This is a genomic window from Arsenophonus endosymbiont of Aleurodicus floccissimus (genome assembly GCF_900343025.1).
GTDB lineage: Bacteria > Pseudomonadota > Gammaproteobacteria > Enterobacterales > Enterobacteriaceae > Arsenophonus.
Genome location: NZ_OUND01000002.1, coordinates 258,735 through 272,382, shown reverse-complemented (window position 1 = coordinate 272,382; position 13,648 = coordinate 258,735). Strand labels below are relative to the sequence as shown.

8 protein-coding genes and 5 pseudogenes are annotated in these 13,648 nt (G+C 28.2%); 5 read left to right on the top strand and 8 right to left on the bottom strand.

What is annotated here, in order from left to right:
- Positions 1–749: 749 nt before the first annotated feature.
- The 3 genes from ARADI_RS08740 to ARADI_RS20965 form a co-directional block, all read right to left on the bottom strand.
- Positions 750–1,319, bottom strand: coding sequence for a hypothetical protein (locus tag ARADI_RS08740; RefSeq protein ID WP_119711814.1), 570 nt, complete (start codon positions 1,317–1,319; stop codon positions 750–752).
- A 1,796-nt stretch (positions 1,320–3,115) separates the two neighbouring features.
- Positions 3,116–3,247, bottom strand: coding sequence for a hypothetical protein (locus ARADI_RS19735; protein WP_255420665.1), 132 nt, complete (start codon positions 3,245–3,247; stop codon positions 3,116–3,118).
- Between the two features lie 1,590 nt (positions 3,248–4,837).
- Positions 4,838–4,921: a hypothetical protein gene (locus tag ARADI_RS20965; RefSeq protein WP_369407005.1), complete on the bottom strand. Its 84-nt coding sequence runs from the start codon at positions 4,919–4,921 to the stop codon at positions 4,838–4,840.
- A gap of 1,075 nt (positions 4,922–5,996) precedes the next feature.
- On the opposite strand from ARADI_RS20965, the pseudogene ARADI_RS20960 reads away from it, so the two are divergent.
- From ARADI_RS20960 to ARADI_RS19725, 4 genes and pseudogenes are all read left to right on the top strand, one after another.
- Positions 5,997–6,492 (top strand): annotated as a pseudogene (locus ARADI_RS20960) (N-acetylmuramoyl-L-alanine amidase-like domain-containing protein).
- Positions 6,493–7,790: 1,298 nt separating this feature from the next.
- Complete coding sequence (locus ARADI_RS08720) at positions 7,791–8,201, top strand: hypothetical protein (RefSeq protein ID WP_182853169.1); 411 nt, start codon at positions 7,791–7,793, stop codon at positions 8,199–8,201.
- A gap of 164 nt (positions 8,202–8,365) precedes the next feature.
- The gene (locus tag ARADI_RS19730; RefSeq protein WP_255420664.1) at positions 8,366–8,806 is read left to right on the top strand and encodes a DUF4056 domain-containing protein; all 441 of its coding nucleotides are present in this window, start codon (positions 8,366–8,368) and stop codon (positions 8,804–8,806) included.
- A gap of 29 nt (positions 8,807–8,835) precedes the next feature.
- Positions 8,836–9,549 carry a DUF4056 domain-containing protein gene (locus ARADI_RS19725; protein ID WP_369407004.1) on the top strand — a complete coding sequence of 238 codons (714 nt, stop codon included), beginning with the start codon at positions 8,836–8,838 and terminating at the stop codon, positions 9,547–9,549.
- Positions 9,550–10,782: 1,233 nt separating this feature from the next.
- Here the strand turns inward: ARADI_RS19725 and ARADI_RS19720 are convergent.
- From ARADI_RS19720 to gntK, 5 genes and pseudogenes are all read right to left on the bottom strand, one after another.
- Positions 10,783–10,959, bottom strand: coding sequence for a GntT/GntP/DsdX family permease (locus tag ARADI_RS19720; RefSeq protein ID WP_255420683.1), 177 nt, complete (start codon positions 10,957–10,959; stop codon positions 10,783–10,785).
- A 26-nt stretch (positions 10,960–10,985) separates the two neighbouring features.
- Positions 10,986–11,546: pseudogene (locus ARADI_RS19715) on the bottom strand (GntT/GntP/DsdX family permease).
- Positions 11,518–11,890: pseudogene (locus ARADI_RS19710) on the bottom strand (GntT/GntP/DsdX family permease). Before ARADI_RS19710 ends, ARADI_RS19715 begins: the two co-directional pseudogenes overlap by 29 nt.
- The gene (locus tag ARADI_RS19705; protein WP_255420663.1) at positions 11,871–12,140 is read right to left on the bottom strand and encodes a GntT/GntP/DsdX family permease; all 270 of its coding nucleotides are present in this window, start codon (positions 12,138–12,140) and stop codon (positions 11,871–11,873) included. The pseudogene ARADI_RS19710 and the gene ARADI_RS19705 overlap by 20 nt, the downstream one beginning before the upstream one ends.
- A 30-nt stretch (positions 12,141–12,170) precedes the next feature.
- Positions 12,171–12,678: pseudogene (gntK, locus tag ARADI_RS08705) on the bottom strand (gluconokinase).
- Positions 12,679–13,061: 383 nt separating this feature from the next.
- Here gntK and zur point away from each other — a divergent pair.
- A pseudogene (gene zur / locus ARADI_RS08700) lies at positions 13,062–13,533 on the top strand (zinc uptake transcriptional repressor Zur).
- The last annotated feature ends 115 nt before the right edge of the window (positions 13,534–13,648 follow it).

The following is a 13,648-nucleotide window of genomic DNA, read 5'->3' as shown; positions in this document are numbered from 1 at the left end:
TATAAAATATAAAATATAAAATATAAAATATAAAATATAAAATATAAAATATAAAATATAAAATATAGCGTTATAAAATAATTTCTTAACGGTAATATTTAATTTTGTTAAATAAGAATAAATTAATATGTGAAAACATAGTAGCTATAAATAAACACCTTATTTTCTATTCGCTTATAAATGTATTTTGATAAATAAAATTTTAAATAAATTTATTGATAAAAATACTTACAGTTAATGAATTTCAAATCACTATCTTTAAGTATTTTCGATTATGCAATTTCCAATCATTAATATCAATAATAAGGAATAAAAAAATAAATATTTCTTTTATTCATTAATATTAAATCCCGAAAAACTGTTTAACAACAACTATATAACCCCAACAAAACCAACAAAATTAGATTATTTTACCTACATTTAGTGAATTTTCTCCTATAAATAACAAAATACCACTTAAAATTAGTAAAATATTTTTCTTTTATAACACAATAATTGGCCATAACAATTTAATATATAAGATAAATTTGTATTTTTTATGAAAAAGTATAATAGCGTTTTCATTAGTAGAAAAATATATATTCATGTTATCATTATTATTTTAATTACCACTAGGCCAAATGGAGTTATTATTCTGGTTACCTCCCTATCCACCTCTATCTTTATTATCCTGCCTATTCCACCTATTCCAATTTTGATTACCCTACCCACTACCATTATTATCACTTGACCTCCACTACTGTCATCGCCTAACTTACTAATCTTAAAAGAATTTTAAAAAACCGAATTTTCTTTTGCCCAACTTTTGTATTATCGTAGAAAAGACGGCTTGCTCCAACTCTTCTCGTTGAAACATAACCATTACTTGTCGGGCCTATTTTATAAATTCTTATACTAAATTTGTGTGTTATCGGATCCCAAATTCCACTACTCCAACAAGTAGACGTAGCATCTAAATTATCAATCCAGCCCTTTGACGGATAATACATATCTCCACACATTAAATGAACACTAAATGCATAACCAATCTCGGCGATATTTGTCTTATATACTCTTACGTTATCAATATTGGTAACGAATTCACCATATACTTTCCCTCCTGAAGTCATATTATTAGCAGTGTTATTATCACAACTATAAGTTTGATATGGACCACTGGTAAAATTCCATAATAAAGTACCAACTGGAGTATTATTATCCACAATAATATCTCTACCATTGATTTCTATTAACTTAGCCACTGCATTATATTTTGCAAAAACTGAGGTGGTATAACCAAAACTATAAAGAATTAATATACTGGAAAATAATATTTTCATAAAAACGCTCCTTGTTAAAATAGATTTTGCATGAAGATTATTATAGTTTTATTACAGCAAAAACATCTTACATTAAAATACTATGTCATTTAATAGCTAAATTAATAGTGACAAACCTTATTTATGTCATCTTATATATTAATAAAAATGTTACACTACATAACTTAGATAAAAAATTCATAAAGAAATAATTTATTAATTGATATTACGCTTATTTTTATTATCATTACCATAAGGTTAATTGTTGTTGTTATTTTGTCCGCCACTATTATTGCCTATCGTCTTAATTTTAAAAATATTTAAGGAAATAGGATTTCCTTTTGCTCAACTTACTGAAGAATTTCTATATTGAATAGCACTTTCCCCAATTTTTCTGGCTGCAACATAACCATTACCTGTCGAGACTATTTTGTAAATTCTTACATAAAATTTGTGAGTTATCACATTCCAAGCCCCAACATACCCACAACTAGTTACAGCGTCTAAATCACCCGACCACGACCTACTCTTTGACGGAAAATATACATCGCCACACATTGAATAACTACCAAGTGTGTAACCAATTCCTGCAATATTTGTTTTATATACTCTTATGTTGCCTGTGTATGTCATGAATTCACCATGCACTCTAGCGCCAGTAATTATATTTTTTACATTAGCACACTAATAAGTTTTAATTACATTAGTTGTGAACGTATCTAATAATATCTCTTCCATCCACCTTTATTTGACCAGCAATATCAATACATTAAGAAAAAACAGATGAGGTATAACCAAAACTATAAATAAGCAGCATAATTAAAGATAAATTTTTCATAAGCATACTCCATATAAAATTACTTTTACATGATAATCATTCATGCTTGATAAATTATTTTATTAAAATAAAAACATACATTCCCCAAAAAACATAACTACAGAAATTCACTTATTAATTTTATTTCTATTAAATTAAAAATATTAAATAATACAATTTTTGAGAATGGATAAATAGTTATCAACATCATTAAAATATTTTTCAGCAACAACTGTATCAGACTAAATTTAATTTTACCCACCAATTAACTCAACATTTAATATAAGAAAAATTACAAACGAAAATTTTATTTAAACTATTTTATATACTAATAATAAAATACCGTACTGCATAATTTAGATGAGTATAAAATTTTATAACTAATACACTTATATTTATTTTAATAACTATTATCGCAAAATTAAAAATTATTATTATTAGGATTATTATTTCCACCGTTAGACCATACATGGTTACGACCATTACCTTGGTTATTATTATCCCACTCATTATTATTATTGTTTTAATTACTGTTATTACCCCTGGATGGCCGTTGTTATTACTACCCTGGTTGCCATTATTAACGCCCCTGATTATTATTAACTACTGTTTTAACATCAAAAGCATTTAAAAATACTCGATTTTCCTGCGCCCAAATACTAGTGTTATTATAAGACAAAATAGTAGCACCAATTTGTCTCTAGCTAACAGTTCTACTTTTGGTAGGCCTTATTTTATAGATCCTAACGTCAAAATTATGGTTTATCTGGTTCCAGATATCCATATACCAATAAACCGAAATATTATTTATATTATTTTTCCAACCATTAGCCGGAAAAAGCATATCAACTCTATACATACTCTAAACACCAAGTGAATAACCAATTCCTGCAATATTCGTTTTATACACTCTAATACCATTTATAGATGTAGCAAATTCACCATATATTTTTCCTCCAGTAGTCATGTTCTTAGTATTATCATTATCACAGCTATAAGTTTATATTAATCCTAAGGAAAAAGTAGCTAATAAAGTACCAACAGGCGTATCATTATTGACTAAAATATCTTTTCCATTTATTATTAATGGTCCACCAATAAGCATTACACCCCGCAAAGGATAAAACACCATAAGCTAAATTAAATAAAACAAAAGGTATTAATAATATATTCTTCATATCCATCTGATTTATTAAGGTAGATTTTGAGTAATTGAATTTTAATACTTATAAATAAATTTACTAAAATATATTTTTTAAAAATAAATTTGTTAGTTAAAATTTAGCAATAAATAATATTAATTTTTATTAGTTAATATATGAATACATAGTAGAAACAATATAAAAAAGGTGTAATTAAAAAATATTTTTTCTAAATATTTGTATAGACATTTAAAAAATATAAATCCCTATAACAAAATATCGTCATTTGTATTAAAAATTATTTTTTGCATTATTTTTAGGGTTGTTATTATTAGTGTTTTTGTTAAAATTATTATTGGTGTTTTTATTGGCATTGTTATTGGTATTATTATTTTTATTAAAATCTATACTGTTATCATTAGGCCAACTATGTTGATGAGTGTATTGATTATGATGTTGAATACAGCTATTTAGCTTATATCCATCATCTACCGTTGTTACTCTAAACTATTCAAAAACACTGTATTTTCAATAGCACCTATTTTATAGATTCCGACCTCAAAATTATAATTTATTCGCTCCAAACCCTTATTCGACAAACAAACATCTATTTAATATTTCTAACCTTTAGTTGGGAAAACCATATTTTAACACATGAATTAAACACCAAGGTATAACCAATACCTGCGATATTGATCTTATATACTCTGATATCACTTATAAGTGTTACAAATTTACTATAGAGTTTGCCACCGTTGACCATATTTTTAACATTATCATCACAACAATAAGTGTTAAATGAACTTGATGTGAAGGTAGCTAACAATTAACTTAAGCATAATTAAATTAAAAACACTAAGCATTATATACTTATAAATAAAACATTAAATATAATAAAAAAACCATTCAGTTATTAGAGCAACTGAGTTCATTTAACCCTATGACAATTAAACATATTATTAAAATAATTATATTATTTTTCGTCCTTTAATAATAATGAATTTTTTTTGCTATATGTTTATACAGAAATAAATTATCTTAACACAATTAAAATAATACCAAATCTATTAAATTAAATAAATTATTACTTATTAAAACTATTCTTATTCTAACTGTGGCCTAAGATATCTTATTTATGCTAGTAACAAAAGTGATATTTGACAATTACCTAAAAATACTATTTGCAACAATAAATTATACGAATTTACTTTTAAATCATAATATTATATTACCATAATTAATCGTTGATAATAGTATCGTGTCTTACCCGTATTTATTAAATACTTTCATTTAATGAATAAATTTATTCCATATGTATAAAATACTGATAACCAAATATTTATATTTTATGATTACTTTATTTCTCAGATTTCGAAATAAATAAAAATATACCAAAAAATGTACTATCTTATTTTTAGCATACAAAACCTTAACTTATCATGCTTGATATTAAATTATTCTAAAATAAAACTTTCTACTAACAATGAAAATTCGGAGGCTGGGCTATTTTTTTACTTAATTTTCAATTCCTCTTCTATTAGTTCTGCAAAAAAAAATGAATCTATTGGTATATTTAACACTTAAATAATTGAATATAATGTATTTACTTTAATGTAATTGACACCACATTCATAATATGATAGCTGTTGTTGGCTAACTCCTATTTTTTCAGCTAATAATTATCCAGATAACCCCTTTTCTTTTCGTTTAAATTTAATCATTTTACCTATACTGATACTCATATATTATCCCTGTATAGATATAAAAATTATTACCAGTAAACAATCCTTAGTCTAAATAATAAATAATGCTGTTATTTATTTTTCTTAATATAGAAAAACTAACTACAATTTATGACATTATGACCGATAAACCATTAACTTTAAGAGTATTAATAGTTATTTTATTTTCAATGCTCTAATATTAAATTTTATTCAATAATTTTCAATGAACAATCATCAATATAAAAAACATGATATTAAATAAATAGTTATCGTATAAAAATAAAATTTTTCACTCATTATGTAACTAAGGTTATTGTTATTTTATAACTAATTAATAAACATACATTAATAATACTTAACTAATCACATTATATAATAAAATCATACTATCAATTAAATAAAAAAACTATTATTAATTTTATAAAATAAACTATTAACTATAAAAATCAATATAGTAATATAAAAATATAGCCAAATTAAAAATCATTCTTTTTTATCTAAATTAATAAATATTTTAAAAAATTAACATTATTTATTATTCCAATTTATTTTAATTAACTAATGATATTAAAAATAAATATAGTATATATAAAATAATTAACAATATAAGACTATCTAAGAATAGCTTCACTTCAAATAAAATTATATCCCTCATTAACTTCATATAAATATAATTTTATAATTTTATAATTTTATAATTTTATAATTTTATAATTTTATAATTTTATAATTTTATAATTTTATAATTTTATAAAACAAAACTAAAAATTATTAATCAAATAAAACAATATTTTTATCAATTTTATAAAAATCTGATATTATCTATTATCCATACAATAGTAATAAGGAAGTTTTTATGTACAAATCCATAATTTTTTTCTTAATTTTTTTTATCAAGTCACGCTGTAGCCTACAACATCTAAGTTAATAAAAAACAGAACAAAAATTGGATAAAACAATCACGACCAAAGTTATTCCCAATCAACATACAGAAAGAAGTATTTTATTAAATTAAATATCAGCATCTTTCCTAGATACACCTTATAAAGCTAATACACTTATCAGTTCACCAACTATAGCTGAAACTCTGGTTATCAATTTCAACGGTGTTGATTTTTTCACTTTACTTAATTATATACAAGCCATTAGCCATGCAACTAATAAACAAACATTTTTAGAAAATTTGATAAAAACCCGCTATATAGATAGCAGTGTTAGTTACTTAAAAAAAACATTTCTTCTCTGATTGGTTTGCTAATTCTCCCAAAAATGTCAATGATATTACGAATAAAATCAATGATAACTATATTACCGTAACCAAACATCTTAACCTTAAATACAATGGTGGCAAATTTATTCCTGATTTAAACATCATCGAGCGTAAAATAGATTATATTCCATCAGACAAAGTAAACTCAGACACATTACAAAAATTAAAAACTGGAGATTACATAGGAATTTATTCAAAGCTGAATGGATTGGATGTTTCTCCTTGTCGGCATGGTTATTAAAAAAGGATACCAAATTTATTATCTGAATGCATCATTACTTTCAAAAAATATGAAAGTTGTTGATATACCTCCGCTCAACTATATCCGCTCACAACCTGATATTATTGTTTTGCATTCCATTTAGTAATTTACATTTTTGATAGATACTCTTTGAATTCATTACATTAAAGAGCATCTACCTTTTTAAAGACCGTAGTAAAAACTATATATCAAAATAAATCCATTTATTCCTGTTAGCAACTCCAGTATCTACACTCAATAACTGCAAATTTAAAATTAGCAAAATCAATCAACAATAATATAAACAAGAAAATTAAAAATAAGAAAGAAAGCTTACTATTCAATAAAAACAATTAGTTATATAATAAAAAGTTGCAACTGAATAAAATCTTTACTATAAAAAAGCAGGATAAAATATCCAATACCAGATAAATTAAATATATTCTATATTACATGAAATGATCGCAACGAAAAAAGAAACCCAAGTAACTATCAAGAAGATAACTAATTAAGCAGTCAAGGCAAAAAATTAAGACATCAGTTGTTGCTATTATTATTTAATGAATTCAATCTATTGGTGGTGATTAATCTAACAAAAAATTTTAAACAACATTCATTCGAATAACTTTAACGTAATCCACAAAAAATTCCCAATCTATACTACAATCAACTTAATTAAGTAAATTAACATACATTTTTTTACATTTGCATCGCACGTTTAAACAAGTTTTATATATTTCAGTTAATTAAAATTCAAAGAATCAACAATCGTAAATTAAAATTGGTTTTCAGATAAGTATAACCACTCAATTAGAATTATATTTTTTGTAAAAAAAATTAATAGGATTTTCATAAGAAAATAAAATATTTTAACTTTCCATATTGAAAATACAATCTGAATGCTTTTAACTACAAAACCTAACCCTAATTAATAAATATTCGACAATAATTTATATTTCTAGAAATTTACAGGATATGCAATGTAACTAATAAAAATATTTAATAAATAACAACATAGCTACATTACTCGCTTAATCAAAGTCAGCTATTTCCGTTTGCTTACTCTGTTTTTTTAAGTATTTTACATATTAAATGGTGTTTTTAATCAATGAAATCTATTCACCTATATAAATTATTGTTACTGATAACAACTTTTGCTCTTCCATATTCGGGTTTTGCACAAGAGCGGCCATTATTATTAATTACGGTAAATGAGTCGCCTTATTAACAGCAACGCGATGACAATCTATCTCGACCAGCGGTACAAAGCGAGTCCCGTATTTTACCAATTTGGGATAATGAAGCTCGTGCTTGTTGTTATGTCCTCCCCGAACCATTTGGTATTGACTACGGGCTATATGAATTTACGACAGGACGTAGTAATAGATAAAATTAATTTTATCTCACCGAAAATCCCACAACTATCTAACTTAGTAACAATAGATGCCGGCCATACCCGCGAGAAAAATGAATCACATATGTTAAAATTAGATACTTGGCTATTTCCTTTTTTAAATATTTATGGCGTTTATGGCAAAACCAAGGGTTCCTCGAAAACCAAATTAGCTGGTGTTTATTTCGCGGGCGCTGAACTAGATTTCGCACGAAATATGCCTTTCGTATTAGATTTTGAAGGAAAAACCTACAGTGGTGGGGCTGTTCTTGCCAGTGGCTATAAGCAATTCTTCACTACCTTAAATGCTAATTAATCGCAATAGTTTCTATATCTCGGGCGAATTACGTTTTTAAATAAAATAGCATTACTCATTAAGTTGATTGCTTTATGTACTTCTGGCCTATACCATCAATTTTAAAAAAAGATAGTTCAGCTAAACGGTACGGATTACAGTGTGTGAAAGGCTAGAGGTTGAATTTGAAATTTTTTATTAAGATCTTCAGTCTTTGCCTTTTCTTAATTAGTTGCAAAGAAAATACAGCAACTTCAATAACCATTGAACCAGTACTCACAACAGAAACTCACGAAAAGGCCCACATGATTTGGCCTGTTATGCAATCAATAGCACCACCGCAAGGCTTAAGACCGTGTTATGCTTTTGGTTATAATCTCAAAGTTAAGCTTTGGCAAATACCAATCCCTTTTTATCAAATTGATAATATTGTTGAAGCCAATAAACTAGGTAAACATCATTATAATGATAGCTTTTGGGCAACATTGACGGTACTTAACGGGTTGAGTAAAGAAAAATTAGGCCTCATTTATACTGAAAAAGGCGGGTTTATTGACATTACGCATGTAAAAGATATTGCAGATTATACGCTATATCTTTTTACTGAAATTTTTACTGATCTGTGAGAAAATTCTTAAATTCAACTAGATGATGAATTAGCTGCCCGAAAGATACAACTTTTGCGGTTAAATCATCAATACCTTATATTGAACGTTATACATTAAGTTCTTATCTCGCCGCTGAATTAGCTTTTGAATTAGCTGTCTGGCACGAAATCGCTCAAAGTTATAGCTATGAATCTGTACCTGGTATTTCTGAAGGTATTTCCGCTTTTTCTCCTGAAGATCTCTATTACAACCTGTTAGGTGCTTGTATTGCACTTACATTGATTTCACAAGGTCAGGCCGGTTCAGTGACTCAATTTAGTGTAGCCATAGCTAAAACATTAGTATTAGTATTAGTATTAGTATTAGTATTAGTATTAGTATTAGTATTAGTATTAGTATTAGTATTAGTATTAGTATTAGTATTAGTATTAGTATTAGTATTAGTATTAGTATTAGTATTAGTATTAGTATTAGTATTAGTATTAAAGGAATTAGACGCTTACGCTAAAAACGAAACCAAACAAATGTTCGATCAAATAGATAATCTATGGTGGAATAGCAAAATGCATGTCCCCGAAAAATTACTGGTCCTAAAACGAGACTATGAAACCAGTAGTACGCGTATGCCGATCATGCCACCAAAAAATATCCAACATGAACACAAATTGTCACTTCCTCAGAATTATAAACACTATAAGCTATCCCAATTTTGCGCAACTATAGCTGTGGCCAACAAAATATTCTACTACCTTACCAGCTAAAAATGGTTATTGGACACGTGAAGACTTTCCACAAATAGCAAAATTTACTGAAATTCGCGATAATTTGAAATTAAAGCAGCAATAAAATCATTAATTTTTGCTAAAAATATATAGAGTCCCACATGTAATTGATTAAATAAGTTTAACTATATTAATATTTTAATCAAAATATAACTTATTGTAAAATAATTATAAAATTTTTAATTAAAATTAACAAATTTAAACTAAAGTTTAATTAATAAATAATCAATAATAAGTAGCACTTGTTAAATTTACCTGCTAGGATTTATGCAATTTTTGTTCAACTTGAAACGAGGAGAAGCGTCATACCCTCTCGAACGATGAGGATTAACGCCGTCTTCGCTTTCTTGGTGTTATTGTTTTCAACTAGTTTTAGTTATTCATCAACTAGTACGAGTTTGTCTCTAAAAAAGTATTATCACAAACCTGTGCAGACAAAAGAACTAACTCGTCTGCCTGATATGCGAAAATACCCATTAGGAGCTACTCACAAGAAAGCGTTTTTAAAAGCGATTGTCCCAATAATTGAAAAGTACAACTACAAGATCACCAGTGGTTATTATCCAAACGTTACAATAAAAATTGGAACACTACTGATAAACAACGATTAAATCAAATTTGTACCAGTTATAATATACCATGTAGTTCACCTGCTAGCTTAAACTGGAACAAGCTGCTAAGTCGTGTTGATATTATTCCTACACATTTAGTTGTTACCCAAGCAGCAACAGAATCAGGTTAGGGAGCTTCTGGCTTAGCATAGAAAAATAATAATTTGTTTGGCATGAAATGTGGTCGTAAATGTACCTACAGTCCAGGTACCATCAAAGGCTATGCGGTTTATTCATCTGTCAATTTATACTTAAGAAATTTGAATACTAATAATGCTTATGAGTTATTACACAATTCACAGGCAAAGCAGCCTAGTACTCAAAATTCATTAAGTATCAGTGTATTAATTGATAATCTGAAAAACTACTCACAACTTGGAGATAAATATAATCGTTATTTATAAATATGTTCTCAAGTAACGAAGAGTTAATCACCCAAGTTCAGCAGAATATGCCAAAGTATATTTAATCAATTTGCTGTAATAATTACTAAAAATAAAATCCATACATAATAAATGTGTGGATTTTATTATTTTTTAAAGATTAACACCCTAATCCTTCACACAATAGCATCATTTAAAATTCACTTAATTCACTAACTTCAAAGAAAAACAAAAAATAGCATACCTATAATCGCCCCAACAGCCCCTAAAATAGTTTCCATTAAAGTCCAAGTTTTCAATGTCTGACCTTCGGTAGCGCCAGTAAATTTACTAAACAACCAAGAGTCATTTACATGGCTTAGTACTATTGAGCCGCCAGATATACAAACTGCCAAAGCGGCTAATTGCGCGCCAGAATAACCTAACTCACTGATACCGGCAATATAAGTCCAATAGTCGTTAAACAAGCTACCGTCGCTAAACCTTGAATAATGCGTACAGCAGCAACCAATACAAAACAAGCCAATACAATTGGTAAGCCTGTATTCATTAACGCATTACCTAATACTGGTCCAACATCTGAATTGACTAAAACTTGCTTAAAAACACCCCCGGCACCTGTAATAAGTAAAATGATTCCTACCGGTTGAATCGCTGCTGAACAGATCTCCATCACTTTTTCTCTATTCATACCATAGCTAAGGCCTAAACCATAGATAGCCAGTAGACAAGCTAACAGCAATGCGATAAATGGGTGGCCAATAAAATTCTAACCAGTGCTCTGCATCAGAGCCCTTTACCAAAAAATAACTACTTAATGTTTTCAATCCTACCAACGCTAAAGGAAACAGTACGATTAATAGGCTGAACATAAACTTGGCATTTTACCTTTTTTGCTCTCATTGTCTTGATAATTTTCAGGTAAGGCAATAAAAACATGCTGGCTAATAAAATTACCAAATAAAGGGCTGGCGATAAGCATTGCTGGAATAGCTGCGCATATGCCAATCAAAAATCATCCAATCAAAATCAGCATGCATCTGAGATGCAACTAACATTGGCGTTAGACCCGGAAGTAAAAAAGCAGCAACAGCGGCTACACCCGCAAACAAGGGAATAGCTGTTTTAACAACATTGCCACCTAACCGGTTAGTAATGGTGAAAACAATACCAATTAACAATACTATTGCGACATCAAAAAAGTGGTAATGCGCAAATCAATCCTATAATACCAATGGCTAAATTAGACCGTTTTTCACCAAAACAACTGATTAATTTGATCGCAATTTGCTCTAATGCGCCTGTTTCATGGAGTATCTCGTCCAAACATTGCGCCTAATGCCACGATAATTGCCAAGAATCCTAATGTTCCTGCCATACCTTCTTCTTGCATTGTTTCTATAATTTTTTTAACCGGTATGCCAGAAAATAATCCCGCTAAAATAGAAACCACCATCAACGCAATGAACGCATGTAATCTTGCATACATAACCAGAAACAACAATAAAAAGACAGCACCTGCGGCAGTCAATGTCAATACAAGCATATTTAATGTTTCAGGTATAGGCGTGTTCATCTATTTTTCCTTAGTAATAATTTCATCAATTCATTTTACTGTATTATCAATAACCTCAGCGAATGGTGGCTTAATATCGACGACATACACATCTTTCTCATCATTACTAGGTACTTCCAAAGTATCAAACTGCGAGACCAACATATTTGGTTTGAAAAAATGATTTTTACGCTTTTTTAATCGGTCTTCTATTAATTTAAAGTTTCCTTCAAGGTAAAAAAATGACAAATGTTGATTTCCGTCTCTTAAAATATCTCGATATTTTTTTCAACGCGGAACAAACAATCAAAGAAACCTTAGTTGTTCTTTGCATAGCAAAAATAGCATCGCTCAATGCCTTAAGCCAAGGCAGTCGATCAGCATCATTCAATGTATGGCCATCCGACATCTTTCTAATATTGACACGTGGATGCAAAAAATCACCATCTAAAAACGCAATTCCTATTTTTTGAGCGATCCCACTCGCCACTGCTTATTTACCACTACCTTATACCTGCATAAGTATAAAAACATGGTGTATTTTTTTGCTATCACGCATTATTAACTTCTTTAAAAATCAAGCAATATATAAAATGTTACTGATAATTTTCAGTTATAAAAAATAATATAATAGAATTGTGATAAGAATCTTAGTAAAGAGGGAGGCATGTTCGCAATTAAAACTTGTGATCCATTTTATAGCCCTTAATTTAAATAGAAATAACTTATATTAATTAACTAGATAATCAAAATTAATAATCTTAATTTCTACTCAATATTTATTCCATTTTCCAATTAAGTATCAGTTTATCGTAACAGGAAATAAAAAAGCATTATTAGAAAATAGTAAAAGATATTATTTATTTTAGAACTATGGTAGATATCAAAAAGTATAAATATGATAATATCATTATTATAATGATCTTTACCTTAGGATAATTCATGGCAAAGCAAGATCAAGAAAAAATACTGTCCCAGGCAAAAAAAATATGCCAAGCACGTAATGTACGTTTGACACCCCAAAGAGAAGAAGTATTACGCCTTATAGCAGCCCAACCTTGTTCTATTAGTGCTTATGATTTACTTGATCTACTTAGAATTTCTGAACCTCAAGCTAAACCACCGACGATTTATCGTGGCCTGGAATTTCTGTTAGAACAAGGCTTTATACACAAGATAGAATCAACAAACAGCTATGTTATTTGTCATCATTTTGAGGATCCTAAACATACCTCAGTTATGCTAATTTGTGATAGTTGCGGTAGTGTTCGCCGAAAGTAATGGCCAGGCGGTAGAAACTGCTATTTTAAAATTAGCCAAACAGACTAGTTTTCAATTGTTCCATACCGTTGTTGAAAGCCATGGGCTATGCTTACCCTGCTACAAAATTGAGAAAAAACAGTGTCAAAGTTAAGCATTATTAGGCTTAAATAGTGATATAAAAGCCGGCGGCTTATACAACCAGCCTTTATTAAAAAAAGCAATAAAAATTTAAAAAATAGTTTGCTTAATACCTATCAATTAAAAAA